This window comes from Streptomyces sp. NPDC001927 (genome assembly GCF_053594455.1).
On the sequence record NZ_JBSFEN010000005.1, the window covers coordinates 610,227 to 636,272 of the forward strand.

24 protein-coding genes and 2 tRNA genes are annotated in these 26,046 nt (G+C 71.3%); 18 read left to right on the plus strand and 8 right to left on the minus strand.

The window, feature by feature from the left end:
* Window positions 1-133 precede the first annotated feature (133 nt).
* The 5 genes from ACWCO8_RS16705 (at window position 134) to ACWCO8_RS16725 (ending at window position 4,009) form a co-directional block, all read left to right on the plus strand.
* Entirely contained in the window at window positions 134-2,329 is a 2,196-nt protein-coding gene (locus ACWCO8_RS16705; protein WP_451032790.1) for an ATP-dependent DNA helicase UvrD2, read from the plus strand.
* A gap of 183 nt (window positions 2,330-2,512) precedes the next feature.
* Window positions 2,513-2,875: a hypothetical protein gene (locus ACWCO8_RS16710; protein WP_451032858.1), complete on the plus strand. Its 363-nt coding sequence runs from the start codon at window positions 2,513-2,515 to the stop codon at window positions 2,873-2,875.
* Between the two features lie 169 nt (window positions 2,876-3,044).
* Window positions 3,045-3,413 carry a WhiB family transcriptional regulator gene (locus ACWCO8_RS16715; RefSeq protein WP_260228985.1) on the plus strand — a complete coding sequence of 123 codons (369 nt, stop codon included), beginning with the start codon at window positions 3,045-3,047 and terminating at the stop codon, window positions 3,411-3,413.
* Window positions 3,410-3,733 (plus strand): hypothetical protein, encoded by a 324-nt coding sequence (locus ACWCO8_RS16720; protein ID WP_362011284.1) that lies wholly within the window; start codon window positions 3,410-3,412, stop codon window positions 3,731-3,733. Before ACWCO8_RS16715 ends, ACWCO8_RS16720 begins: the two co-directional genes overlap by 4 nt.
* A gap of 93 nt (window positions 3,734-3,826) precedes the next feature.
* The gene (locus tag ACWCO8_RS16725) at window positions 3,827-4,009 is read left to right on the plus strand and encodes a hypothetical protein (RefSeq protein ID WP_451032791.1); all 183 of its coding nucleotides are present in this window, start codon (window positions 3,827-3,829) and stop codon (window positions 4,007-4,009) included.
* A 16-nt stretch (window positions 4,010-4,025) separates the two neighbouring features.
* On the opposite strand, the gene ACWCO8_RS16730 is transcribed toward ACWCO8_RS16725, so the two are convergent.
* On the minus strand, window positions 4,026-5,408 hold the full coding sequence (locus ACWCO8_RS16730; protein ID WP_451032792.1) for an ABC1 kinase family protein: 1,383 nt from the start codon (window positions 5,406-5,408) through the stop codon (window positions 4,026-4,028).
* 41 nt (window positions 5,409-5,449) lie between these two features.
* The gene (locus ACWCO8_RS16735) at window positions 5,450-6,673 is read right to left on the minus strand and encodes a TOMM precursor leader peptide-binding protein (RefSeq protein ID WP_451032793.1); all 1,224 of its coding nucleotides are present in this window, start codon (window positions 6,671-6,673) and stop codon (window positions 5,450-5,452) included.
* A 192-nt stretch (window positions 6,674-6,865) separates the two neighbouring features.
* Between ACWCO8_RS16735 and ACWCO8_RS16740 the strand changes: the two genes are divergently transcribed.
* The 4 genes from ACWCO8_RS16740 to ACWCO8_RS16755 all read left to right on the plus strand — a co-directional run bounded on the left by ACWCO8_RS16740 (window position 6,866) and on the right by ACWCO8_RS16755 (window position 10,633).
* The gene (locus ACWCO8_RS16740) at window positions 6,866-7,441 is read left to right on the plus strand and encodes a M48 metallopeptidase family protein (protein WP_384517089.1); all 576 of its coding nucleotides are present in this window, start codon (window positions 6,866-6,868) and stop codon (window positions 7,439-7,441) included.
* A gap of 115 nt (window positions 7,442-7,556) precedes the next feature.
* Complete coding sequence (locus ACWCO8_RS16745; protein WP_451032794.1) at window positions 7,557-9,164, plus strand: TerD family protein; 1,608 nt, start codon at window positions 7,557-7,559, stop codon at window positions 9,162-9,164.
* Between the two features lie 13 nt (window positions 9,165-9,177).
* Window positions 9,178-9,858 (plus strand): AIM24 family protein, encoded by a 681-nt coding sequence (locus ACWCO8_RS16750; protein WP_362011298.1) that lies wholly within the window; start codon window positions 9,178-9,180, stop codon window positions 9,856-9,858.
* Window positions 9,859-9,877: 19 nt separating this feature from the next.
* Window positions 9,878-10,633: an AIM24 family protein gene (locus tag ACWCO8_RS16755; RefSeq protein ID WP_451032795.1), complete on the plus strand. Its 756-nt coding sequence runs from the start codon at window positions 9,878-9,880 to the stop codon at window positions 10,631-10,633.
* A gap of 76 nt (window positions 10,634-10,709) precedes the next feature.
* Here ACWCO8_RS16755 and ACWCO8_RS16760 read toward each other — a convergent pair whose 3' ends face one another.
* Together ACWCO8_RS16760 and ACWCO8_RS16765 are read right to left on the minus strand one after the other, a co-directional pair.
* Window positions 10,710-11,231, minus strand: coding sequence for an NUDIX hydrolase (locus ACWCO8_RS16760; protein WP_451032796.1), 522 nt, complete (start codon window positions 11,229-11,231; stop codon window positions 10,710-10,712).
* Entirely contained in the window at window positions 11,228-12,670 is a 1,443-nt protein-coding gene (locus tag ACWCO8_RS16765; RefSeq protein WP_451032797.1) for a zinc-dependent metalloprotease, read from the minus strand. The genes ACWCO8_RS16760 and ACWCO8_RS16765 overlap by 4 nt, the downstream gene beginning before the upstream one ends.
* Window positions 12,671-12,880: 210 nt before the next feature.
* On the opposite strand from ACWCO8_RS16765, the gene ACWCO8_RS16770 reads away from it, so the two are divergent.
* The 4 genes from ACWCO8_RS16770 (at window position 12,881) to ACWCO8_RS16785 (ending at window position 16,218) form a co-directional block, all read left to right on the plus strand.
* Entirely contained in the window at window positions 12,881-13,990 is a 1,110-nt protein-coding gene (locus ACWCO8_RS16770; RefSeq protein ID WP_451032798.1) for an SDR family oxidoreductase, read from the plus strand.
* Window positions 13,991-14,160: 170 nt separating this feature from the next.
* A complete protein-coding gene (locus tag ACWCO8_RS16775; RefSeq protein WP_362011311.1) occupies window positions 14,161-14,622 on the plus strand; it encodes a molybdenum cofactor biosynthesis protein MoaE in 462 nt (153 codons plus the stop codon).
* Between the two features lie 70 nt (window positions 14,623-14,692).
* Window positions 14,693-15,055 carry a hypothetical protein gene (locus ACWCO8_RS16780; RefSeq protein ID WP_451032862.1) on the plus strand — a complete coding sequence of 121 codons (363 nt, stop codon included), beginning with the start codon at window positions 14,693-14,695 and terminating at the stop codon, window positions 15,053-15,055.
* 74 nt (window positions 15,056-15,129) lie between these two features.
* Window positions 15,130-16,218 carry a YlbL family protein gene (locus ACWCO8_RS16785; RefSeq protein WP_451032799.1) on the plus strand — a complete coding sequence of 363 codons (1,089 nt, stop codon included), beginning with the start codon at window positions 15,130-15,132 and terminating at the stop codon, window positions 16,216-16,218.
* A gap of 75 nt (window positions 16,219-16,293) precedes the next feature.
* On the opposite strand, the gene ACWCO8_RS16790 is transcribed toward ACWCO8_RS16785, so the two are convergent.
* Window positions 16,294-16,848: a PPA1309 family protein gene (locus ACWCO8_RS16790; RefSeq protein WP_451032800.1), complete on the minus strand. Its 555-nt coding sequence runs from the start codon at window positions 16,846-16,848 to the stop codon at window positions 16,294-16,296.
* Between the two features lie 134 nt (window positions 16,849-16,982).
* Between ACWCO8_RS16790 and ACWCO8_RS16795 the strand changes: the two genes are divergently transcribed.
* From ACWCO8_RS16795 to ACWCO8_RS16810, 4 genes are all read left to right on the plus strand, one after another.
* Window positions 16,983-19,967: a UPF0182 family membrane protein gene (locus tag ACWCO8_RS16795; protein WP_451032801.1), complete on the plus strand. Its 2,985-nt coding sequence runs from the start codon at window positions 16,983-16,985 to the stop codon at window positions 19,965-19,967.
* Between the two features lie 51 nt (window positions 19,968-20,018).
* A tRNA-Met gene (locus ACWCO8_RS16800) sits at window positions 20,019-20,092 on the plus strand.
* Window positions 20,093-20,298: 206 nt separating this feature from the next.
* Window positions 20,299-22,236 (plus strand): tetratricopeptide repeat protein, encoded by a 1,938-nt coding sequence (locus ACWCO8_RS16805; RefSeq protein ID WP_451032802.1) that lies wholly within the window; start codon window positions 20,299-20,301, stop codon window positions 22,234-22,236.
* Window positions 22,237-22,282: 46 nt separating this feature from the next.
* Window positions 22,283-22,356 (plus strand) — tRNA-Met (locus ACWCO8_RS16810).
* 126 nt (window positions 22,357-22,482) lie between these two features.
* Here the strand turns inward: ACWCO8_RS16810 and ACWCO8_RS16815 are convergent.
* Window positions 22,483-22,902 carry a Fur family transcriptional regulator gene (locus ACWCO8_RS16815; protein WP_362011323.1) on the minus strand — a complete coding sequence of 140 codons (420 nt, stop codon included), beginning with the start codon at window positions 22,900-22,902 and terminating at the stop codon, window positions 22,483-22,485.
* A 73-nt stretch (window positions 22,903-22,975) separates the two neighbouring features.
* Here ACWCO8_RS16815 and ACWCO8_RS16820 point away from each other — a divergent pair, with 73 nt between their 5' ends.
* The gene (locus ACWCO8_RS16820; RefSeq protein ID WP_451032803.1) at window positions 22,976-24,505 is read left to right on the plus strand and encodes a catalase; all 1,530 of its coding nucleotides are present in this window, start codon (window positions 22,976-22,978) and stop codon (window positions 24,503-24,505) included.
* A 72-nt stretch (window positions 24,506-24,577) separates the two neighbouring features.
* On the opposite strand, the gene ACWCO8_RS16825 is transcribed toward ACWCO8_RS16820, so the two are convergent.
* Complete coding sequence (locus ACWCO8_RS16825) at window positions 24,578-24,979, minus strand: CBS domain-containing protein (protein ID WP_362011329.1); 402 nt, start codon at window positions 24,977-24,979, stop codon at window positions 24,578-24,580.
* A 171-nt stretch (window positions 24,980-25,150) separates the two neighbouring features.
* Window positions 25,151-25,951: a histidinol-phosphatase gene (gene hisN / locus ACWCO8_RS16830; protein WP_362011332.1), complete on the minus strand. Its 801-nt coding sequence runs from the start codon at window positions 25,949-25,951 to the stop codon at window positions 25,151-25,153.
* Window positions 25,952-26,046: the final 95 nt, after the last annotated feature.

Genomic DNA, 26,046 nt, shown 5'->3' on the forward strand with positions numbered 1-26,046 from the left:
TCTGTTCGCGGGGTGGGTGCCGAGGAAAAGAACGTACGTGCTCCGGCCCGCATTCCCGAATTCGTACGACTGGCGCCCCGGGCCTGTGGACAACCCGCCGCATCCACCCCCGGCGACCTGGCAGCATGGCGGAGTGACAGCAGCAACGCACTCCACTCTCTTCCCGCAGGTCCCCGAGTCGGCCGACGCGGTGCTCGACGGGCTCGACCCGGAGCAGCGCGAGGTCGCCCTCGCCCTGCACGGTCCGGTGTGCGTGCTGGCGGGAGCCGGCACGGGCAAGACCCGGGCGATCACGCACCGCATCGCCTACGGCGTGCGGGCGGGGATACTCCAGCCCAGCAGTGTGCTGGCCGTCACGTTCACCAACCGGGCCGCCGGCGAGATGCGCGGCCGGCTGAGGCAGCTCGGCGCGGGCGGTGTCCAGGCCCGTACGTTCCACTCCGCGGCCCTCCGCCAGCTCCAGTACTTCTGGCCGAAAGCCGTCGGTGGCGATCTTCCGCGGCTCCTGGAGCGCAAGGTCCAGCTCGTCGCCGAGGCCGCCGCGCGCTGCCGCGTCCGGCTCGACCGGAACGAGCTGCGGGACGTGACCAGCGAGATCGAGTGGGCCAAGGTCACCCAGACCGTCCCCGCCGACTACCCGGCCGTCGTCGCCAAGTCCGTCCGCGAGGCGCCGCGCGACCCGGCCGAGATCGGCCAGATCTACGGGATGTACGAGCAGCTCAAGCGCGACCGCTCGGTGATCGACTTCGAGGACGTGCTGCTGCTCACGGTCGCCATCCTCCAGGACCGGCACGACATCGCCGACCAGATCCGCCGCCAGTACCACCACTTCGTCGTCGACGAGTACCAGGACGTTTCCCCGCTCCAGCAGCGCCTGCTCGACCTGTGGCTCGGCGACCGCGACACCCTGTGCGTCGTCGGCGACGCCAGCCAGACGATCTACTCCTTCACCGGCGCCACCCCCGACCACCTGCTGAACTTCCGCACCCGCCACCCCGAGGCCACGGTGGTCAAGCTGGTCCGGGACTACCGCTCCACGCCCCAGGTCGTGCACCTCGCCAACGGGCTCCTGAGCCAGGCCCGCGGCCGGGCCGCCGAGCACCGCCTGGAGCTGATCTCCCAGCGCGACCCGGGCCCCGAGCCCGCCTACAGCGAGTACGCCGACGAGCCCGCCGAGGCCGAGGGCACCGCCCGCCGTATCCGCGACCTGATCGCGGCCGGCGTCCCGGCCGGCGAGATCGCCGTGCTCTACCGGATCAACGCCCAGTCCGAGGTCTACGAACAGGCCCTCGCCGACGCGGGCGTGCCGTACCAGCTGCGGGGCGCCGAGCGCTTCTTCGAGCGCCAGGAGGTACGGGAGGCCGGCATCGCCCTGCGCGGCGCCGCCCGCGCCGGGGGGAACGACTCGCTGCTCGACGACGCCGAGGACCTGCCCGCCCAGGTCCGCGCGGTGCTCTCCACCAAGGGGTGGACCAGCGAGCCGCCCGCCGGCTCCGGTGCCGTCCGCGACCGCTGGGAGTCCCTGGCCGCCCTGGTCCGGCTCGCCGAGGACTTCGCCCGCGCCAAGTCCGGCGCCACCCTCTCCGACCTGGTCGCCGAGCTGGACGAGCGGGCCGCCGCCCAGCACGCCCCGACCGTCCAGGGCGTCACCCTCGCCTCCCTGCACGCGGCGAAGGGCCTGGAGTGGGACGCCGTCTTCCTGGTCGGCCTCACCGAGGGCATGATGCCGATCACGTACGCCAAGACCGACGAGCAGTTCGAGGAGGAGCGCCGCCTGCTGTACGTCGGCGTCACCCGCGCCCGGCTCCACCTCTCGCTCTCCTGGGCGCTCTCCCGCTCCCCGGGCGGCCGGGCCTCCCGGCGCCCCACGCGCTTCCTCCAGGGGCTGCGGCCGGGCTCCGGCGGCCTCGGCGCGAGCGGCGGCCCCGCGGGCCGTGGCGGCTCCGTCGAGCGCGGCGCGGGCCCCGTCCGGCGCAAGCAGCGAGGCCCGGTGCGCTGCCGCGTCTGTGGCGCGACGCTCACCGAGGCCGGTGAGATGAAGCTGCTGCGCTGCGAGGACTGTCCCTCCGACATGGACGAGGGGCTCTACGAGCGGCTCCGCGACTGGCGCGCCGAGCAGGCCAGGGAGCTCGGTCAGCCGGCGTACTGCGTCTTCACCGACAAGACCTTGATGGCGATCGCCGAGCGGGTGCCCACCACCGACGGCGAACTCGTCGGAATCTCCGGAGTCGGCGCGCGCAAGCTGGGCCGGTACGGAGCCGACGTTCTCGCGCTCTGCGCGGGTGAAGTGCCAGGTGGGACGGGTGGAGGAGTCGACGAGGAGAGCTGAGGAAAACTCGTCGGAAAAATAGTTTGCGCCTGCCCCGGCAAGCCCCATAGGTTCTTAACCACGGAAACAGCGGCTTCTTCGAAGCCCTGTCTTCGTGCTGTACTTGTCCAAGTAAACATGAGGGTCCGGCTCACCCCGAGCCCTCCGAGACGCCGAGAGGAGGCGATTCCAGTGATCAGCAACATCAACAGCACCACCGTCAGCTTCGTCAGCACCGACAAAATGACCGATCGCTCGGTCGTCTCCGCCTGCTCGCTCGGCTTCTCCGGCTCGGCGTTCCTTGGCAAGGCTCTCCGTGGCACCGGTCTGTCCGGCGCCATTTCGGCCCCCGCCGCTTCCCTGCGGCCGGCCGCCGATCTTGCGGGTCTTCCCGTCATGGAGCGCAGCGAGCGACCGACCGAGGCACTGGAAGCAGGAGTAGCGGCAGGCAAGGCCAAGGCCTATGCCTTCGCGGCGACCGGTGCCGGACACCAGACGAAGCAGACGCAGCAGCACCACACGATGTGGGCCTTCCGTGGGCTCGAACCCTGGAGTGATCCAGCCTGACCTGATCAGGCCGGCGCCTTCAGGGCCGCGGAACCCCACCCGGGATCCGCGGCCCTTCTGTTTGTCCCCGAACGGGGACGACGGAGCGAAGGGGCCTCGGAACCAGCACCACCGGTACCAGCCGAAACCCCGGCCAACAGCCGGAACGACCAGACGAGGAATGAACCCCGTGCAACTCGAAGCGCACGCCCCGTCCGTACCGCCTTCCGAAACGATCCCCCCGCCCGGCCTCACGGAGGACTCCACCTTGACCCCCCTCACCGCGCTCACCGCGCTCGACGACGCCATCGAGAACCTCGGCGTACCCGTCCCCTGCCGCTCGTACGACCCGGAGGTCTTCTTCGCCGAGTCCCCGGCGGACGTCGAGTACGCCAAGTCCCTCTGCCGTACCTGCCCGCTGATGGAGGCCTGCCTCGCCGGTGCGCAGGAGCGGCGTGAGCCGTGGGGCGTCTGGGGCGGCGAGCTGTTCGTCCAGGGCGTGGTCGTCGCCCGCAAGCGGCCGCGTGGTCGCCCGCGCAAGAACCCGGTCGCGGCATGAACGTCACCGGCACCATCGACCGACCCCTCACGCACGATCCCCAGAAGCAGGCCCCGATGACCTCTTCCACCAGCGAGCCCTCCGGCTCCGCGACCCCAGACGTCACCATCACCGGCGCGAACGCCTCGCGTCAGAACAGGACCCGCGAAATGCAACTCATCCCAGAAGCCTTGGCTCGTGCACATATGCACGACCGCCGGCGGGAAGCCGATGCGGAACGCCAGGCCGTGCGCCTGGTCGCCGCTCGGCGCATGCAGCGACGCGCCGAGCGCGTGTCCCTGCGCGCCCGCCGTGCGCTCGCCATGGCCGTCATGCACTGATCAGAGAGAACCCCGCGGGGGCCGGTCCGAACGGACCGGCCCCCGCGGTGCGTTGCGGCGCACTGTAGTCCCCGTCGGACTATCGTCGGAGAGATGAACGACGCCCGGCATCACGAGGAGCCCATCGTCTGCGCCCGCTGCGGCACGACCGTGGAGACGCTCCCGGTGACCTGGACCTGCTCGGTGGAGAATGGCCGCCGCGAGTACATCTGTGACCGGTGCGCCCGCGAGAACATCCGCTCCATCGAGGGCCGGCTCGACTCCACCTGGTGGTGACGGGCCGACCCGCCCCTCACTCCGCCTCGACCGCCGCCTCGGCCTCCGCTTCGAGCTCCGCCTCGACGAAGCCCGGCAGCCACTCCTCCAGTTCGTCCCGCAGCCGCACGGTCGCGTTCAGCTGACAGAGCACCCCGATCGTGCTGAGCGTCACGCGGTGTATCAGCAGATACGAGGGCGGCAGGTTCAACTGCCTGCCCAGCTGGTGCGCGGGGGAGCGCGGGTCGGCGATCCGGGCCGCCTGCGTCCGCATCCAGCCCCGGGTGAACCCGAACGCCGCGACCTCGGCCGGCTCGATGATCGGCAGCAGGTACTCCAGGACCGCGTCCGGGTCGAGGTCGATCGACTCCTTGACGAAGCCCTCCTCCCGCAGCAGCTCGTACACCGTCTCGGCGTCGCCCTCCAGGGTCAGCCGCAGACACGTGCCGATCGTCTCCGGCAGCCCGCCCGGCAGCCGGTCCACCGTGCCGAAGTCCAGCACCCCGAGCCGCCAGCTCTCCGGGCCGCTCTCCTCGTCACCGCCGACCGGCAGCAGCCGGAAGTTGCCCGGGTGCGGATCGGCGTGCAGGAGCCCGGTGCGGGCCGGACCGGAGAAGAGGAAGCGGGCCAGGAGCTGGCCGGCCCGGTCGCGCTGCTCCTCCGTACCGTCCGCGATCACCTCCGAGAGCGGGATCCCGTCGATCCACTCCGTCACGAGGACCTGCTCGCTCTGGTGCACCACGCACGGCACCACCACATCGGGATCGTCCGCGAACACCTCCGCGTGGCTCTGCTGGGCGTGCGCCTCCAGGGCATAGTCCAGCTCCTCGGAGACCCGGTCGCGCATCTCCGTGATCAGGGGCTTGATGTCCATGCCGGGGATCAACGGGCCGAGCAGCCGGGCGAACCGGCTGAGCTGCGTCAGGTCCGAGAGCAGCGCCTCGCCCGCGCCCGGGTACTGCACCTTCACCGCGACCTCGCGGCCGTCGTGCCACACCGCCCGGTGCACCTGGCCGATGGAGGCGGCCGCCGCCGGCTTGTCCTCGAACTCCAGGAACAGCTCGCGCCACTCCTCACCGAGCCGCTCCTCGAGCACGGCGTGGACCGTGCGCGTCGGCATCGGGGGAGCCGCGTCCTGAAGCTTCGTCAGCGCCGCCCGATAGGGCCCGGCGACCTCCTCGGGGAGGGCCGACTCGAAGACGGACAGCGCCTGCCCGAACTTCATCGCCCCGCCCTTGAGCTCCCCGAGCACCTTGAACAGCTGCTCGGCCGTGCGCTGTTGCAGCTCGCGGGCGACCAGCTCTGCGGACTTGCCGCCGATCCGCTTGCCCAGGCCCCAGGTGGCGCGTCCGGCGAAGCCGAGGGGCAACGCGGCCAACCTGGCGGTCCGGGTGACCGCCTTCCGGGGAAGATCAGACATACGCCCCTCCAAATCCCAGACTGCCGGGCCACACAGGACCGTTACCCCGCCATTGTGTCCTGCGGCATTTCGGCCCCCGAGGCATGCTCCCCCTCTCCGCGGCGTCCCGCGCCGCACGGACACGCCGGGTGCGGTCTCATCCGCTCCACGCGCCACTCCAGCAGCGGTAGCGACACCTCCCAGCGGGCCCCCGTGCTCGACGGCAGCTCCCCGTCCAGGAAGGCCAGCGCATGCGCCGCGGCCAGGCCGGCGACCGTCGCCGCGAGACCCAGATCACAGGCAGGCACCTGAGCGGGCGGGCCCGAGCGCCACTGCGCCAGCATGCGGGGCCAGGCGGGCTCGCGGTCCGTCCGCTCCTCCTGGGCGCACCGCGCGCACGCCGTCCCGCCGGGCAGCACCAGCGGCCCGACCACCCCGGTGGCCTCCACCACCCCTGCGTACAGATGCGGGGTGCCCGTGGTGATCCAGCCCTCGGCGGGGACCGGGTCGGGGAGATAGGCGGCGAGGCCGTCCCGGGGAGTCACCACGACGAGTGAGAGCCCCGGCTCCCGGCCGAGCTCACCCGTCACCCGCCGGGGTGCCCGGGGCGGTCGGCCGCCCGGCGCCGACCGCGCCACCAGCCGATGCGCCGCCGCGGCCCGCCGTTCCCCCACCGCCTCGGCCGGCAGTCCGCCCGGCGCCACCTCCCAGGGCCGCACCGAGCCGGAGTCCAGCACGTCCACCCGGCCCACGCCCGAGGCCGACAGCAGCGCGGCGACCGCGGCACCGACCCGCCCCGCGCCCCGGACCTGCACCCGCGCCGCCCGCCGCGCGGCCACCCGCCGCAGCGCCCCGTCCGGCTCGGGGTGGGCCACGGAGAGCGAGGCGAGGTCGGCGCGGAGCGGATCGAGCGCGTCGTCCCGCGAGGCCACGGCGCCCGCCCCGCCTGGTCCGCCCGACCCGCTCGTCCTCCCCGCACCGCCTGGTCCGCCCGTCCTACCCGCACCGCCCGCCTTGCCCGGCCGGCCCGCCGAGGCGTCCGCGATGAGCCCCGCCCTCGCGAGCCGGCCGAGCAGCTCCTCGAGGACGCCGTCCCGCAGCCCGAGAGCTCTGGCCTCGGCCCGCAGCAGCTCGACGCCCCGGGTGCCGTCGAGCAGCCCGAGCAGACTGCCGGTGGTCGTGTCGATCGGCCCCACCACGACCGCGTGCGCGGACGTGGCCCCGAACTGCACGCTCCGCAGATCGCGCCAGGCCCTGCGCAGTGCAGGTTTCAGCATCGGATGCATTTCCGCCCCCGTGATCTTGATCGTCGACTCATTCGCTCGATCAACAGATTGCCCGGGTGTCGAAGCGGGCGCGGAAAGTTGTCCACAGGGGCGGGGAATTAATCATTCAAATGGTGCACGGTGTGACCGGATCCCCGCCGAACCGTCCCGGAGGCAGGACTTCCCCCGCTGACAGCGGGTAACGTCGGGGCCGTGCCCGCCGACCCACAGCGCAGCGTGACCAGCAAGCCGCCCCGCGGTTCGGGGACGAGTGCGGTCGAGGTCCGCAGAAGCTCCCGGCGGAGCAGAACCGTCTCCGCCTACCGCGAGGGCGACCGGACCATCGTGCTCATCCCGGCCCGGATGTCCGAGGCGGAGGAGCAACGCTGGGTGACGGTCATGCTGGACAAACTCGCCGCCCAGGAGAGCAAGCGGGTCCTCGGCGACAGTGAGCTTACCGAGCGCGCGGAGCGACTGTCGGACCAGTATTTCGGCGGCCGGGCACGGCCGACGTCCGTGCGCTGGGTGACCAACCAGAACACCCGCTGGGGCTCCTGCACCCCCTCCGAGGGCAGCATCCGGCTCTCGCACCGGCTCCAGGGCATGCCCGAGTACGTCGTCGACTACGTCCTCGTCCACGAGCTGGCCCATCTCCTGGTCCCCGGCCACGGCCCCCGGTTCTGGCGGCTCCTGGAGGCGTACCCGCGGACCGAGCGAGCCCGCGGCTATCTCGAGGGAGTCGTCGCGGCGGAGCGCCTGCCCCACCTCCCGGCCGCGCGCGGAGAGTAGCGGGCGGACGGCTCCGGTCCTGTACCGAATTCGTACCGGCTTGGCTCAATGTCGTCCACAGCCGATAGCCTGACGCGACGCAGACACATTTCGGGATGGGGGACGGTCGTTACGCATGGCCAGGGAATTCCAACGCGGCCACAAGGCCAAGATCAGTGACCTGACACCGGGTACGGACCTGTACGTGGGCGTGCAGATCAACGCACCCGGACTGACCTTCGACATCAGCTGTTTCGGTCTCGACGCGAACGAGCAACTCTCCGACGACCGGTACTTCATCTTCTTCAACCAGCCGAAGTCGCCGGAGGAGTCCATCCAGCTGCTCGGCGCGCAGTCCGGCGACACCGAGTCCTTCCGGGTCACGCTCGACCGCATCCCGGCGAACATCCACAAGCTGTCGTTCACCGCGACCATCGACGGCGCCGGCCAGATGTCCCAGATCGGGCCCGGCTACATCCGGATCGTGGCCGGCGGCGAAGAGGTCGTCCGCTACCCGTTCACGGGCACGGAGTTCTCCACCGAGCGCGCCGTCATGCTCGGCGACTTCTACCTCAAGGACGTCTGGCGGTTCGCGGCCATCGGCCAGGGCTTCGACGGCGGCCTGGACGCGCTCCTGAAGAACTTCGGCGGCGAGGTCGCCGAGGAGCAGCCCGCCGCGCAGGCCCCGCAGGCCGCCCCCGGGTTCGCCCCGCCGGCGCAGGCCGCCGCGCCGCCCGCGTTCGGCGCGCCCGCCGCGCCTCAGGTGCCGCAGCCCGCCCCGCAGTTCGGCGCCCCGCCGGCCGCCCCGGCCCCGGCACCCGCCCCGCACGCCCCGGTCCAGCCGATCCACGCGGCGCCCACCATGGCCGCCCCGATGGCCCCGCCCGCCCCGGCGCCGGCGCCCGCGCCGTACGGCCAGCCGCCCCAGGCCCCGCAGTTCGGGCAGGTCCCGGGCCAGGTTCCCGGCCAGGCCCCGTACGGCCAGCCGCCGCAGCCCCCGTTCGGGCAGGCACCGGGCCAGTTCCCCGGGCAGGCCCCGTACGGTCAGCCGGCCGGCGTCCCCCAGGGCGTCCCCGCCACCGGTGCCGGGCTCGCGGCCGCGCTCCAGCCGTACAAGGAGACGCCGACCGGCTCCCGTTGGACCCCGCAGAACCAGCAGCTCATGCGGGTCGACCTGCAGATGGGCGGCAACCCCGTCCTCGCCCGCCAGGGCAGCATGGTCATGTACCAGGGCAAGGTCGACTTCAGCCACAAGGGCGCCGGGTTCACCGGTCGCATCGTCGGCAACGCCACCGGCCAGGAGATGCAGCTGATGCGCTGCTCCGGCCGCGGCCAGGTCTTCCTCGCCGAGGAAGGCGCCCACCTGCACCCGATCGAGCTCCAGGGCGACGGCATCTGCGTCTCCGCCGAGAACGTGCTCGCCTTCGACGAGTCCCTCCAGTACGAAGTACGGAGGATCGAGGGCCACGGCATCCCCGGCGGCGCCCTGTTCACGATGCAGTTCCAGGGCACCGGCACCGTCGTCGTCAAGACGCACGGCGTCCCGGTCGTGCTGCCCGTCACGCCGACCACCTTCGCCGACTGCAACGCGGTCGTCGCCTGGTCGTCCGCGTCCCAGGTGATCCTCTCCAGCCAGGTCCGGCTCCGCCGCAACGCGTACCCGGGACACAGCGGAGAGACCGTCAACCTCCAGTTCCGGGGCGCTCCCGGCAACTTCATCGTCGTCCAGCCGTACGAGGTCTGAGGGAGCCCGAAGAATGAACCAGCAACTCGCGGGCTTCGCCCCGACCCCGATGGCGGCCCGGATGGAGAACCACGGCCGCGCGATGCTCAAGGTCGCCATGGCCTCCGGCCAGGACCTGTACGCACGTACCGGCTCGATGGTCTCCTACGAGGGCTTCGTCACCTACGAGCCCAACCCGCCCGCCGCCCGCCAGGTCGCCCAGCAGTGGATCACCGGCGAGGGCGCGCCCATCATGAAGTGCTCCGGCGACGGACTGCTCTACCTCGCCGACTACGGCGCGGACGTCGTCGTGATCAACCTCCAGAACGACTCGATCTCGGTCAACGGCACCAACCTGCTCGCCTTCGACGCCCACCTCCAGTGGGGCGTCGAGAAGGTCAAGGGGCTCGCCAAGTTCGCCGGCCAGGGCCTGTTCAACGTCGAGATCGCCGGCACCGGCTGGGTCGCCCTGACCTCGCGCGGCACGCCGATCGTCGTCGACTGCGGCCGCGGCGAGGACGAGACGTACGTCGACCCCGACGCGCTCGTCGCCTGGTCGCCGGCGCTCAAGGTCAAGGGCAAGCGCAGCTTCAAGGCCTCGTCCCTGATCGGGCGGGGCAGCGGCGAGGCGTTCCAGATGGCCTTCTCCGGCCAGGGCATCGTCGTCGTACAGCCGAGCGAGGACAGCACCGACCGCCTGCGGGTCCGGGGCTGAGGGGGAGCGAGAACACACCATGCAGAGCCCGCTTTTCAACTACGCCGAGCAGCAGAGCCAGGAACGGTACGTCATCCAGAACCCGCAGCTGCTGCGGGTCGCCCTCACGGGCTCGGACGACGTCCTCGCCCGCAAGGGCGCCATGGTCGCCTACCAGGGCCTCCTCGACTTCGACGGCGAGTACCAGACGCCCAGCCAGCGCCGCGCCCAGGCCCGCACCGGTGAGGGCCTCGACCTCATGCGCTGCTCCGGCCAGGGCACGGTCTATCTCGCCAACCTCGCCCAGTACGTCCACGTCGTGGAGGTCGAGCAGGAGGGCCTGACCGTCGACAGCGCCTACGTCCTGGCGCTCGACTCGACCCTGCACACCGAGGTCATCGCCGTGGACAGCCAGTACGGCGTCTCCGGCACCGGCAAGTACCAGCTCAACATCTCCGGCCGCGGCAAGGTCGCCCTGATGACCTCCGGTCAGCCGCTGATGATGCACGTCACGCCGGACAAGTACGTCAACGTCGACGCGGACGCGATCGTCGCCTGGTCCACCGGGCTGCGGGTGCAGATGCAGTCGCAGACGACGAACTCCAGCGTCCGCCGCCGACGCGGCAACACCGGCGAGGGCTGGGAGCTCAACTTCCTCGGACAGGGCTTCGCCCTGGTTCAGCCCAGCGAGGTCATGCCGCCGCAGAACGCCGCCATCGGACAGGGCATCGCCGCCCAGTTCGGCGCCGGGCAGCACGGCTCGCACGCCCAGAACCAGAACAACGCCTGGAACTGAGCGGACGCCAGACGGCATACGTAAGGGGCGGTCGCCCAGGCGACCGCCCCTTACCGCTGTCCTCACGCGCGCCGGTCTACAGCCGCGCGCGCGTGGCCTCCATCAGCCGCACCACCGAGGTGTCGGCCACCGCCGCCACCTCGTCGTACCGGTACCAGCGCAGGTCGAGCGACTCGTCGCTGATCGCCTCCACCGCGCCGGCCGGCGCGAGCGCCGCGTACTGCACGTCCAGGTGCCAGTGGCACGGCGCGGGAATCGGATGCCGGTCGAGCCGCACCGGGCCGCCCGGAAGCAGCGTCAGACCGGGGATCCCGGACTCCTCCGTCGCCTCCCGCAGCGCCGCATCCGCGAGCGTGGCGTCTCCGGGCTCGCAGTGCCCGCCCATCTGCAGCCACATGCCGAGCTTCTTGTGCAGCGTCAGGAGCACCCGCCCGCGCTCCGGGTCCACCACCAGCGCGCTGGCCGTCAGATGCCCGGCCTCGCACGCCTTCCACATGCCGTCCGCGTGCGCCGCCAGGTGGTCCAGATAGAGCCCGCGCAGCTCGTCCTGGTCCTCGTACTCCTTCAGTACGAGGACCGCGTCGTCGTGCAGGCTCACTTCTTGTCGTCGCCCTCGTCGTCGCTGTCCGGCTTGGTGCCGCCGGCCGCCTCGCCCAGCATCTTGTCGAGCTCCGAGAAGTCCAGCTGCTCGCGGTGGACGAAGCCGTCCGGGTCGTCCAGGTCGGACGCCGTCGGCAGCATGTCCGGGTGCTCCCACAGGTGGTCGCGGCCGTCGACACCGCGCGCGTCCGTGAGCGAGGCCCACAGCCGCGAGGCGTCGCGCAGCCGGCGCGGACGCAGTTCGAGCCCGATCAGCGTGGCGAAGGTCTGCTCGGCGGGACCGCCGCTCGCCCGGCGCCGGCGCAGCGTCTCACGCAGCGCGTCCGCCGAGGTCAGCCGGGACTTCGCGGCCTCGTGGACCACCGCGTCCACCCAGCCCTCGACCAGCGCGAGCGCCGTCTCCAGACGGGCGAGCGCGGCCTTCTGCTCGGGGGTGTCCTCGGGCTGGAACATGCCCTGCTGGAGCGCCTCCTGCAGCTGCTCCGGGTGGGTCGGGTCGAGCTGACCGACCGCCTCCTCCAGCTTCGAGGTGTCGACCTTGATCCCGCGCGCGTACCCCTCGACCGCGCCGAACAGGTGCGAGCGCAGCCACGGGACGTGGGCGAAGAGCCGCTGGTGGGCGGCCTCCCGCAGGGCCAGGTAGAGCCGCACCTCGTCCTTGGGGACGCCGAGGTCCTTGCCGAAGGTCTCGATGTTCAGCGGCAGCAGCGCCGCCTTGCCGGCCGGGCCGAGCGGCAGACCGACGTCCGTCGAGCCGACGACCTCGCCCGCGAGCGCGCCGACGGCCTGGCCGATCTGCTGGCCGAACATGGCGCCGCCCATGGACCGCATCATGCCGATCAGCGGGCCCGCCATGGCCTGCATCTCCTCGGGCAGCACATCGCCCATGGCCGTGCCGACCCGCTCGGCGACCGGGTCCACCAGCTGCTGCCAGGCCGGCAGCGTCGCCTCGACCCACTCCGCACGGCTCCACGCCACGGCTGTGCTCGCGCCCGACGGCAGCGAGGTCACGCCGTCCAGCCACAGGTCGGCCAGCCGCACGGCCTCCTCGACCGCGGACTTCTCGGCCGGACCCACGCTGGCGTCCTTGACGCCGTCGGAGGTGCCCTGCGCGACGACCTGGCGGGCGATCTGCTTGGCCATGTCCCAGTTCACCGGACCGCCCTCGTACGAGAGCATCTGGCCGAGCTGCTGGAAGGCGGCGCCCAGGTCGTTGGGGTTCAGCGAGCCGAACATCGCGGCGAAGGGATTGTCCGCGCCACCGGGACCGCCCATGCCCGGCAGTCCGCCGAAGCCGAACGGATTGGCACCGAACGGGTTGCCGCCGCCCTGGTCACCGGACCCCTGGCCACCTCCGGCGGGGTCCTTCTTCTTGCCCTCGTCGCCGTTCTCCGGCTCCTCCGGCGGAAGGCCGAATCCGAATGGGGTGTCACTCACAGGTTTCCTCGGCTCGTAGGGCCGCCGGCTTCCTGCCGACGGCGGCTTTCCTGGCGCGGCTCGATGCCCGACTCCACACCACCAGCGTAGACATCCGGGCCGGATATGGGCTCGGTGCTCCGCCGGGCCGTGGCCTGCGGCAGGATGGACGCCACCTGGTACGTACGCGTCATTCGGGTACGTACTGAAGACAACCGCTGGAGACGCCCGGTGAGTTCCCCAGATCCTCAGGTTCGCGCAGCGCGAAACCCATCGACCCGGTCCGCCGGGCGCGGCCCCGTGGTCGCGGTCACCGGTGCCGCCTCCGGGGTCGGTGACCTGCTGACCAGGCGCCTCGCCGCGTCCGATGAGATCAAGCAGGTCATCGCCATCGACGAGCGCCGCGGCGAGGTCTCCGAGGCGCAGTGGCACATCCTCGACGTCCGCGACCCGGCCATCGCCGAGAAGCTGCGCGGCGCCGACGTGGTCGTGCACCTCGCGGTCGACCTCGACCTGGAGTCGGACGCCGCCGCCCGAACGGCCTACAACGTGCGCGGCGCGCAGACCGTCCTGACGGCCGCCGCGGCCGCGGGCGTGCACCGGGTGGTGCTCTGCACCTCCGCGATGGTCTACGGCGCGCTGCCCGACAACGACATCCCGCTCTCCGAGGACGCCGAGCTGCGGGCGACCGCCGAGGCCACTGGGGTCGGCGACATGCTGGAGATCGAGCGGCTCGGCCGCCGCGCGCCGCGCGCCCACCCCGGCCTCCAGGTCACCGTCGTCCGGCCGGCCGTCCTGGTGGGCGGTACGGACACGGCCCTGACCCGGTACTTCGAGTCGCCCCGGCTGCTCGTCGTGGCCGGGTCGCGCCCCACCTGGCAGTTCTGCCACGTCGAGGACCTGGTCAGCGCCCTGGAGTACGCGGCCCTGGAGAAGGTCGACGGGGAGCTCGCGGTCGGCTGCGAGGGCTGGCTGGAGCAGGAGGAGGTCGAGGAGCTGTCGGGGATCCGGCGCATGGAGCTGCCCTCGGCCGTCGCCCTCGGCGCCGCGGCCCGGCTCCACCGGATCGGGCTCACGCCCTCCCCGGCCGGGGATCTCGCGTACACGATGCACCCCTGGGTGGTCAGCGTCGGACGGCTGCACGACGCGGGCTGGCGGCCGAAGTGGACGAACGAGGAGGTGCTCGCCGCGCTCCTGGAGGAGGTCGAGGGCCGGCACACCGTCGCGGGCCGCAGGCTCGGCCGCAAGGACGCGACGGCGGCGGGAGCGGCCGGTGCGACGGTGGCGCTGCTCGGCACGGCGGCCCTGGTCCGCCAGATGCGGAAGCGGCGCGGCATGTAGCGGCACGGAGCCCGCGCGCTTCCGGCACGGAGCCCCGCGCGCTCGCGCCACGGGCCCCGCGAGTTCGCGGCACGGACCCCGGCGAGCTGTAGGACCCTCCTACGGAGGGTCGGGACCACCGGTCGAAACCGCTATTCCACGATGTCAGTCCGGTACGGCACCATGGGCGTATGGCACGCACCCATGACCACCCCGGCGAGCAGACGGCGGCCGACCCCATCAAGCTGCTGGCGATCCGTGACACCCCGCTCTCGCTCGACGAGGTCTTCCAGGCCGTCGGCGACGAGGCGGCAGGCGGCACGACGCTCTTCGTGGGCACGGTGCGCAACCACGACGGCGGCGCGGACGTCGACGAGCTGGGGTACTCCGCCCACCCCTCGGCCCTGGACGAGCTGCGCAAGGTCGCCGAGAAGGTCGTCGCCGACTACCCCGTCCGCGCCCTGGCCGCCGTCCACCGCGTGGGCGACCTCCAGGTCGGCGACATCGCGGTCGTCGTCGCGGTCTCCTGCCCCCACCGGGGCGAAGCCTTCGAGGCCAGCCGCAAGCTCATCGACGACCTCAAGCACCAAGTTCCGATCTGGAAGCACCAGCGGTTCTCCGACGGCACCGAGGAGTGGGTCGGCGCCTGCTAGCAAGGCGCCGCGCCGACGTGGTGTAGTCGAACGCCCGATTTGCGTAACCGACCCCCTGGCAGCAGCGTTGATGCTGCAGATCGTTAGTCTGCTGATCGGCCGGTTCCGGTCGGTTGCGGTCGCTCATTGGGGATGGGAGGTCGGGATGGCAGCGCTCGCTTGGTTGCTGATTCCGCTTTTCGCAGTCGTCGGCGCGGCGATATGGGGAAGCTGGGCCCAGAGGAACAAGACCACCGGAGACGTGGCCGAGCTCGCCGGCTACGCACGGTTCCGGGACGCCATGGAGCGCTCCCACGCCGGCATCGACGGTGCCGCCCGCGAGCTGGCTCCGCAGTTGACGCAGATGACGACGCAGATGACGCCGGTGACGCCGGAAATGGCTCCGGCGGCCGCACCCTCGTCCGCCGTACGCAGTAGCCACGTCTCCGGCTGAGTCCCGCTCGCCGGCCGCCTCGTACGGACCCGCCCCACGGGTGCACTCACAGACCGGTCCCGTACTGTCGTTCCATGCCACGCCGCACCGCGACGATGCTCGCCTCCACCCTGGTCCTGATCACCCTGCTCTGTGTGGGCGTCCTGGTCCCGGTCCCGTACGCGGAGATGAGCCCCGGTCCGACGGTCAACACCCTCGGTGAGGCGCGCGGTGAGCCCGTGCTCCAGATCTCCGGTCGCAAGACGTACCCCACCGACGGGCACCTCAACATGACGACCGTCCGCGTCACCAGCGCGGACTACCGGATGAACGCGGTCGAGGCGGTCTTCGGCTGGCTCGCCCACGACAACGTGGTCGTCCCCAAGGAGACCCTCTACCCGGACGGCAAGACGGAGGAGGAGTCGAGCCAGGAGAACGCCGAGGAGTTCAGCCAGTCCCAGGAGAGCGCCAAGGTCGCCGCCCTCGGTGAGCTGGGCATCCCGGTGACCACCCGGGTCGTCGTCGCCTCCGTCGTCAAGGACAGCCCCGCCCAGGGCGCGCTGCACGCCGGGGACGTCATCAAGGCCGTGGACGGGGTACCGGTCAAGGAGCCGGGCGACGTCGCCAAGCAGGTCACCACGCACAAGCCGGGCGAGAAGGTCGAGTTCACGATCGTCCCGACCAAGGAGGCGGCCGCCGCCGAGAAGGCCGGCAAGGAGCCCACCGCCACCCAGAAGGTCACCGTCACGACCGTGAAGTCCCCGGAGGGCGACCGGGCGATCGTCGGCATCCAGGCCGGCACCGACCATGTCTTCCCGTTCACGATCGACATCAAGCTCGCCGACGTCGGCGGCCCCAGCGCCGGGTTGATGTTCGCGCTCGGCATCGTCGACAAGCTGACGCCGGAGAGCCTCACCGACGGCAAGTTCGTCGCCGGCACCGGAACGATCGACGAGAAGGGCAAGGTCGGCCCGATCGGCGGTATCGAGATGAAGCTCGTCGGCGCCCGCAAGGCAGGCGCCGAGTACTTCCTCACCCCGGCCGAGAACTGCGAGACCGCCGCCTCCGACATCCCCGACGGCCTCACCCTGATCAAGGTGGACACCATCGACGACGCGACGAAGTCGCTGGAGAAGCTCCGCAAGGGCGACACGAAGAACCTGCCCAGCTGCTCGAAGAGCTAGAGGCACCCCGACGCACGAGGGGGCGCCCCGGTCACCGGACCGGGGCGCCCCCTCTCGCGTGCGTACGGACGTGGCTCAGGACTCGAAGGTCGCCGCCAGGGCCTCCGCGAGGCCCGGGACCAGGTCCGCCCCCGTGAGGACCTCGTTCGGCGAGTCCTTCTCGCGCAGCCGGATCGCCGCCTCCCGCGCGCCGTTACGGAGCACGGCCACGGTCATCCGGACCTCCTGCCGGTCGGGGTGCCTGGCCACCCACTTCGCCAGAGCGGCCTCGCTCAGGCCCTCCGGCACGGAGGCCTCGGCCGACGGCGGGAGCATCAGCCGTTCCACGGTCAGCGCGCAGCCGGCCACCGCGTCGGGCCAGGCGATGGTGCCGAGGAACTCGTCGAGGGGCTTCCCCTTCGGAAGTTCGTCCTGCTCGATGGGGGTGTAGGCGGCCGCCTCGTCGCCTTGGAGGCCGAGCTGGGAGGCGAGCCCCGGCTCCTGGGCACGCAGGCGGGCGGTGTCGACCAGGGCGAAGAGCCGGGCCGGGCGGTCCCAGCCGAGACCGGAGGCGTACTCGTCGATCTCGAGCACCGCGCGGGTGAGGGGGCTCGCGGCCATGGGGGTGCCGGAGGGGGAAACGTTGGACATGGACAACATCCTGCCTCCTCCGCCCCCGAAGACGGGAACTAGGTAAAGCCTCAGTAAGTTGCATCAGTGGGCTCTACGATCGCGGGGCCTGCTTATCGACGCATCAACCCGAGGGGCGCACGTTGGCTTTCCAGATGCCGGACCGCGGAGGCGGCGGAGGTCCGTCCGGGCCAAGGATCAGAGTCGGCCGGCCGTCCCGGCGCGCCCGCACCCTGCTCATGACCCTGGGCGTGCTCGCCGTCCTGGCCATGGTCTTCGTCATGTTCGCCGGGTTCTGGACCGACTGGCTCTGGTACCGCTCGGTGCAGTACTCGTCGGTGTTCACCACCACCCTGTGGACCAAGATCGGCCTCTTCGCCGTCTTCGGTCTGCTGATGGCGCTCGCCGTCGGGCTGAACATCTGGCTCGCGCACCGGCTCCGGCCGCCGCTGAGCGCGATGTCGCTCGAGCAGCAGAGCCTCGACCGGTACCGAATGGGTCTCGCGCCGTACAAGAAGTGGGTGCTCCTCGCGATCACCGCCCTCGTGGGCCTCATCGCGGGCGCCTCGGCCTCCGGCCAGTGGCGGACCTGGCTCATGTGGGTCAACGGCGTGTCGTTCGGCCAGGAGGACCCCCAGTTCCAGCTGGACGTGTCGTTCTACGCCTTCGACCTGCCCTGGTACCGCTTCCTGCTCGCCTTCGGCTTCGCCGCCACGATCCTGTCGCTGATCGCCGCCGCCCTCACGCACTACCTGTACGGCGGACTGCGCGTCACCAGCCCCGGCGCCCGCGCCACCGCCGCCGCGACGGGACACCTCTCGGTGCTCCTCGGCGTCTTCGTCTCCCTGAAGGCCGTGGCGTACTGGCTCGACCGGTACGGCCTCGCCGTGAAGTCCAGCGACTTCAAGGCGGCCGGGAACTGGACGGGCCTGCGGTACGTCGACGCCAACGCCTATCTGCCGGCGAAGACGATCCTGTTCTGCATCGCCGTCATCTGCGCCGTGCTCTTCTTCGCGACGCTCTGGCGCCGCACCTGGCAGCTGCCGGTGATCGGCTTCGGTCTCATGGTCCTGTCGGCGATCCTGATCGGCGGCCTGTACCCGGCCATCGTGCAGAAGTTCCAGGTCCAGCCGAACGAGCAGGCCAAGGAAGCGCCGTACATCCAGAAGAACATCGACGCGACCCGCAAGGCGTACGCCATCGACTCGACCAAGCCGGAGAACTACTCCGGCAAGTCGACGACGAAGAACAAGGACACGCTGCGCACCGACGCGGACACGGCGGCCAAGTACCGGCTGCTCGACCCGAACATCGTGTCGCCGACGTTCCAGCAGCTGGAGCAGAAGCGGAAGTACTACCAGTTCCCGACCACCCTCGATGTCGACCGCTACAAGGGCCAGGACACCGTCGTCGGCCTGCGTGAGCTCAACATCAAGGGCATCCCGAAGCGGAACTGGATCAACGACCACTTCACGTACACCCACGGCTATGGCGCGATCATGGCCACGGGCACGCAGACGGACGCCAACGGCTCGCCGATCTTCACCGAGGCCGGACTGCCGACCACGGGCCAGCTCGGCCCGTACCAGCAGCGGATCTACTACGGCGAGAAGACCGACCAGTACTCGATCGTCGGCGGTCCGCAGAAGGAACTCGACTACGAGGACAACGGCGAGAAGACCACCAGCTACCAGGGCAAGAGCGGGGTCAACCTCTCCAACACCTTCAACCGCGCCGCGTACGCGGTGGCGTTCAGCGAGCCGCAGATCCTCTACTCGGGGGCCATCGGCGAGGGCTCGCGGATCCTCTACAACCGCACGCCCAAGGAGCGCGTCGAGGCGGTCGCACCCTGGCTGACCATCGACGGCGACGCCTACCCGGCGGTCGTCGACGGCAAGATCCAGTGGATCGTCGACGCGTACACGACCACCAACGGGTACCCGTACGCCTCGCGCACGACGCTGGGGGAGACCACGGCCGACGCGCTGACGGTCGGCAACCAGCAGCGCACGGTGGTCGCCCAGCAGAACCAGGTCAACTACATCCGCAACTCGGTGAAGGCCACCGTCGACGCCTACGACGGCACGGTGAAGCTCTACGAGTGGGACACCGAGGACCCGGTCCTCAAGACCTGGATGAAGGCGTTCCCGGACACTGTGGAGCCGCGCGAGGCGATCAAGGACAGCCTCATGCAGCACCTGCGGTACCCGCAGGACATGTTCAAGGTCCAGCGCGAGCTGCTCACCCGGTACCACGTCACCAACCCGGCGCAGTTCTACAGCGGTTCGGACGCCTGGCAGGTGCCGGACGACCCGACCAACAAGGACGGCAACGCGGTTCCGCCGTACTACCTGAGCCTGAAGATGCCCGGGGACGACCAGCAGCGGTTCTCGCTGACGACGACGTTCACCCCGAACGGGCGGCCCAACCTGGGCGGCTTCATGGCGGTCGACGCCGACGCCAAGAGCAAGGACTACGGGCGGATAGAGCTGCTGCGCGTGACCTCCGACGTCCCCGGTCCCGCGCAGGTGCAGAGCAAGCTCAACGGCCTCCCGGACGTGGCCCAGTTCGTCCGGGACATGAAGGGCGCGGACTCCGACATCCAGTACGGAAACCTGCTCACGGTCCCGCTCGACGGCGGCTTCCTCTACGTCGAGCCGGTCTACGCCCAGGGTCGCAACGCGCTCTACCCGCTGCTGAAGAAGGTCGCCGTGTCGTACGTCGACGCGGATCAGCCGGCAGGTGACACGACCAAGGACACCACCGTGTTCAAGGACAACCTCACCGACGCGCTGAACGCCGTCTTCGGCGTGGAGGGCACCACACCGCCGCAGCCGGAGCAGCCGGGCACCAAGCCGCCGACGACGCCGACGACACCGGCGACGAACGACGCCGCGCTGAAGCAGGCCATCGCGGACGCCCAGAAGGCGATGGACGACGGTGAGGCGGCGCTGCAGAAGGGCGACTGGACCGCCTACGGCAAGGCCCAGGAGGACCTGCAGGCGGCCCTCCAGCGGGCGGCGGACGCCGGCGCGAAGCTGACGCCGACCCCGGCGCCTGGCGCGAAGCCGTCGCCCTCCGCGACGCCGTCCCCGAGCGGGACGCCGTCGGCACCGCCGACGAGCCCACCGAGCGGCTGACCGCACTGGTCGGAGCCCACCCCGCGCCGTGATACCTTTACGGAACAACGACGCGGGGTGGAGCAGCTCGGTAGCTCGCTGGGCTCATAACCCAGAGGTCGCAGGTTCAAATCCTGTCCCCGCTACTGCAGACAAGGGCCCGGATCCTTCAGGATCCGGGCCCTTGTCGTTGTTCCGCGCGGCCGCGCGACGCCCCGAAGACCGGTAGGGAGGGGGCGAGTTGGGGTGAGACGTGTTTGACTTATCTCTCTGTGGGCATGTCGACAAAACGCTGAAGTGACCTCACTGGCTGCGGTATACCAGGTGTACGCGCGTTGCGGGTGGTGCGACGATGGTTTTTATGGGGGACAGGGCAACTCTGTTGGAGACAGGGCGGTTTGTGCAGCGGCACGCCCGACGTGCCGCGGACGACATCATCGAGGCCGCCGAGGCCGTCGATGTGACAGTCGACACCACCACCGCCGAGAGCGAGACGGAGACCGAGACCGAGGCACGTCACCGGCGCGCCGCCGAGAACGGCGACGCCGCGTCCATGAGCGTGCTCGGCGCGCTGCTGCTGCGCCGGGGCGATCTCGACGGCGCCGAGCCGTACCTGCGCGGCGCCACCGCCGAGGGCGACCGCGCCGCCGCCAACAACCTGGGCGTCCTGCTGCACCAGCGGGGGTACGCGGACGAGGCCGCCGGCTGGTGGCGGGTGGCCGCCGTCGCGGGCTCCGCGCCCGCCGCCCACGCGCTCGGCCGCCACCACCGCGAGCGCGGCGACGAGCCCGCCGCCGAGTACTGGCTGCGCCAGTCCGCCGAGCAGGGCCACGCCCTGGGCGCGTACGCCCTCGCCGACCTTTTGGAGCACCGCAGCGACGTCGGCGCGGAGCGCTGGCTGCGCGCCGCCGCCGAGCAGGGGCACCGTGAGGCCGCGTACCGCCTCGCCCTGGCCCTGGAGCGGCGCGCGACCGAGACGACCCGCGCCCCGGGCCGTGACGGCGCCCTGGGCGCGAGCACGGGCGTGAGCGCGGGTCCGGGCGTCGGCACGGGCGCCGGGCCCTCCGCTCCGCCCGACGGCGAGCTCACCGAGGCCGAGCAGTGGTTCCGGCAGGCCGCCGCGCGCGGGCACCGGCGCGCCGCGCTGCACCTCGGCGCGATCCTGGAGAAGCGCGGCGAGCTCAAGGAGGCCGGACGCTGGTACCTGAGTTCGGCCAAGGAGGGCGAGGCCAAGGCCGCCTGCGCGCTCGGCTTCCTGCTGCGCGACGCCGGGGACGAGGAGAGCGCCGCCGTGTGGTGGCTGCGGGCCGCCCAGGACGGCGACGGCAACGCCGCCAACGCGCTCGGCGCCCTGCACGCCGCCCGCGGCGAGCAGCAGACCGCCGAGCGCTGGTACCGCGCCGCCATGGACGCGGGCGACGTCAACGGCGCCTACAACCTCGGGCTGCTCTGCGCCGCCCAGGACCGCAACCAGCAGGCCGAGCAGTGGTACCGCCGCGCCGCCTACGCCGGGCACCGCGAGGCCGCCAACGCGCTCGCCGTCCTGCTGCTCCAGGCCGGCGACGCGAACGGCGCCGAGCCCTGGTTCTCCAAGGCCGCCGAGGCCGGCAGCGTCGACGCCGCCTTCAACCTCGGCATCCTCTACGCGGGTCGCGACGACGACCGCTCCGCCCTGACCTGGTACGAGCGAGCGGCGGCGGCCGGGCACACCGAGGCCGCCCTCCAGGTCGGCATCGCCAGCCTCCGCGACGGCGACGAGCAGGCCGCCGAGCGCCACCTGCGGTGCGCGGCGGGCGGCGGCAGCGCCGAGGCCGCGTTCCGGCTCGCGAGCGTCCTCGACGCGCGCCGGCCCGAGCCCGGTCCGCCGGCGCTCGGCGCCTCGCGCGAGGAGAAGACCGAGTGCGAGGAGTGGTACGAGCGCGCCGCCCAGCAGGGGCACCGGCGCGCCCAGGTGCGGGTCGGCATGCTGGCCGCCGCGCGCGGCGACCTGGCGGAGGCGGCCCACTGGTACCGCGAGGCCGCCGAGGCCGGCAGCCGTAACGGCGCGTTCAACCTCGGCCTGCTCCTGGCGCGCGAGGGCAGCGAGCGCGAGGCCGCCCTCTGGTGGACCCGTGCCGCCCGCGCCGGGCACGGCCGCGCCGCGCTGCGGCTCGCGCTGCTCGCGGCCCGGCGCGGCGAGCTGACCGAGGGGCGGCGCTGGTGCGCGCGGGCCGTGGAGCTGGGCCCGGCGGAGGTGGCCGAGCGCGCGGCCCGACTGAGCGAGGCGCTGCACCAGGAGCTCACCGCTTAAGGGATTTGCGCTGGTGGAGGGGGTCCCGTAAGGTTGGGTTCACCGACGCGGGGTGGAGCAGCTCGGTAGCTCGCTGGGCTCATAACCCAGAGGTCGCAGGTTCAAATCCTGTCCCCGCTACTCAGTAGCAACGAAGGCCCGGATCCAGTCACTGGATCCGGGCCTTCGTCGTTCGCGCGGCGCGACACAGCGAAAAGGCCCCCACCGCAGTGGGGGCCTTCCGGGCTTCCGTCGTACGTCGTCGGGTCAGGCGGTGGCCGCGCAGTTCGGGCAGATGCCCCGGTACGTGACCTCGACACCCGAGATCGAGAAGCCGAAGCGCTCCGAGTCCGGGAGGTCCGACAGCGGGTTTCCGGCCGGGTGCACGTCACGGATCGCGCCGCAGCGGGCGCAGACCAGGTGCTGGTGCGGGCGGTGCGCGTTCGGGTCGTACCGCTTGGCGCGGCCGTCCGTCGCGACCTCCATCACCTCACCGAGCGTGACCATCTCACCCAGCGTGTTGTACACCGTCGCCCGGGAGATCTCCGGCAGTCGCTCCACCGCGCGGGCGTGGACCTCGTCCGCGGTCAGGTGGACATGGTCTCCGTCGAGCACCTCGGCCACGACGCGCCGCTGCGCGGTCATTCGCCAGCCGCGGCCGCGCAGTCGTTCCAAAAGGTCACTCATAAGGACCAGATTAACAGCGACGGGACCAAGGTCCCGAATGGGTGTGACTTTGGACCAGGCCTTGACTTAGACAATGTCTATTGTAGGGTCGAGAGCGCAGGACAGGCCATGGACAGGGCTTGCGGCACAAGCAACGCAGGAGGCGCACGTGACGACGCAGGGACCGCTCACGACGGAGGCCGGCGCGCCGGTCGCCGACAACCAGAACAGCGAGACGGCCGGCGTCGGCGGACCGGTGCTCGTCCAGGACCAGCTGCTTCTGGAGAAGCTCGCCCACTTCAACCGCGAGCGCATTCCGGAGCGCGTGGTCCACGCGCGCGGTGCCGGTGCGTACGGCACCTTCACGGTGACCGCGGACGTCACGAAGTACACCCGCGCGAACTTCCTCTCCGAGGTCGGCAAGCAGACCGAGACGTTCCTGCGCTTCTCCACCGTCGCGGGCAACCTCGGCGCGGCCGACGCGGTGCGCGACCCCCGCGGCTGGGCGCTGAAGTTCTACACCGAGGAGGGCAACTACGACCTCGTCGGCAACAACACCCCGGTGTTCTTCATCAAGGACGCCATCAAGTTCCCGGACTTCATCCACACCCAGAAGCGCGACCCGTACACGGGCTCCCAGGAGCCCGACAACGTGTGGGACTTCTGGGGGCTCAGCCCCGAGTCGACGCACCAGGTGACCTGGCTCTTCGGCGACCGCGGCATCCCCGCCTCGTACCGCCACATGAACGGCTACGGCTCGCACACGTTCCAGTGGAACAACGAGGCCGGCGAGGTCTTCTGGGTGAAGTACCACTTCAAGACCGACCAGGGGATCAAGAACCTCACCCAGGCCGAGGCCAACAAGCTCGCCGGTGAGGACCCGGACAGCCACCAGCGCGATCTCCGCGAGTCCATCGAGCGCGGCGACTTCCCGACCTGGACCGTGCAGGTCCAGATCATGCCGGCGGCCGACGCGGCGACCTACCGCTTCAACCCGTTCGACCTCACCAAGGTGTGGCCGCACGAGGACTACCCGCCGATCGAGATCGGAAAGCTGGAGCTCAACCGTAACCCGGAGAACGTCTTCGCCGAGGTCGAGCAGTCGATCTTCAGCCCGGCGCACTTCGTGCCCGGCATCGGCCCGTCCCCGGACAAGATGCTCCAGGGCCGCCTCTTCGCGTACGGCGACGCCCACCGCTACCGCGTCGGCATCAACGCCGACCACCTGCCGGTGAACCGCCCGCACGCCACCGAGGCGCGGACGAACTCCCGTGACGGCTTCCTCTACGACGGCCGCCACAAGGGCGCGAAGAACTACGAGCCGAACAGCTTCGGCGGCCCGTTCCAGACCGACCGCCCGCTGTGGCAGCCGAGCGCCGTCACCGGCGGTACGGGCAACCACGCGGCCCCCTCGCACGCCGAGGACGACGACTTCGTGCAGGCGGGCAACCTCTACCGGCTGATGGCGGAGGACGAGAAGGGCCGTCTGGTGGAGAACCTGGCGGGCTTCATCGCCAAGGTGTCGCGCGACGACATCGCCGAGCGGGCGATCGACAACTTCCGCAAGGCGGACGGTGACTTCGGCAAGCGGCTCGATGCCGCGGTCCAGGCCCTCCGCGGCTGAGGGCGCTTGCCGTAGAGAAGGAGCGGGCCGGACTCTCCGTACATCCGTACGGAGGGCCGGCCCGCTCCGGTGTCAGCTCGCCATGGTGGTCGCGTGGCGGTGCGCGGGGGTCCAGCAGCGGATGATGTCCCGTACGGAGACGATCCCGACGGGGCCGTGGGCGTCGAGCACGACGAGATGGCGGAAGCCGCCGTGCGTCATGGCCGCGGCCGCCTCCTCCAGGGTCCAGGTGGGGGCGGCGAAGACGACGTCGGTGGTGGTGTGCGAACTCGCGGTCTCGTGGTCGGGGTTCTGGTCGGCGCCGATCGAGTTGAGGATGTCGCGCTCGGTGAGGATGCCGAACCCGCCGGCGTCGGTGTCGTGGACGACGGCCGCGCCGACGCGGCGCGCCGACATCAGCCGGGCGGCCTGGCGGAGGGTGTGGGCGGGACCGATGGTGAGGACCACCGTGCTCATGGCGTCACGGACGAGCATGAAGGGAGCCACCTCCTTCGTGAACCGTTCACGCCTTCAACGAGAACGGTTTCACAAGTTCACAAGTGGGGGGACTCTCAGAGTGACATCGGGGGATGGGGCCGACAAGGGGGCGCGCGAGGCGCACCCGGCAAGGGTGCGCCGCGTGAGGCGCCGTGCGGTCGGTGCGGCTCAGCTCTCCTGGTTCAGGTAGCTCAGGAGTTCGCCGTGGAGAAGGCCGTTCGAGGCCGCCGCGTTGCCGCTGTGCGGGCCGTGCCGGCCGTCGAGGCCGGTGAAGGTGCCGCCCGCCTCCTGGACCACGATCGCCGTCGCCGCCATGTCCCAGAGCGACAGCTCCGGCTCGGCGCAGAAGTCCACCGAACCCTCGGCGACCATCATGTACGGCCAGAAGTCGCCGTACGCCCGCGTCCGCCAGCACGCGCGCGTGAGGTCGAGGAAGCCGTCGAGGCGGCCCCGCTCCTCCCAGCCGCTCAGCGAGGAGTACGCGAACGAGGCGTCGGCGAGCTCCGAGACCTTCGAGACCTGGATCCGCGTCGCCGACGTCAGGCTGCGGCCCGTGAACGCGCCCGCGCCCTTCGCCGCCCACCAGCGGCGGCCGAGCGCGGGCGCCGAGACCACGCCCACCACCGGCTGGAAACCGGTGTCGCCGGCCTCCATCAGCGCGATCAGCGTCGCCCAGACGGGTACGCCCCGCACGTAGTTCTTGGTGCCGTCGATCGGGTCGATCACCCAGCGGCGCGGGCCCGTGCCCTCCACGCCGTACTCCTCGCCGAGGATCGCGTCGCGCGGCCGCGCCCGCTGAAGCTGGGCCCGGATCAGCTCCTCGGCGGCCTTGTCCGCCTCGCTCACCGGCGTCATGTCCGGCTTGGTCTCGACCTTCAGGTCGAGCGCCTTGAACCGGTCCATCGTGGCCGCGTCGGCGGCATCCGCGAGGACATGGGCGAGACGCAGATCATCGTGGTAATCGGCCATGGTCGAAACTCTATCCCTCGAAGGTGCGTGTCCCTACGGGAGGCCTTGACAGTGCGTGGCCACCCGTCAACTCTGAGCGCAGAACCGTTCTGGCG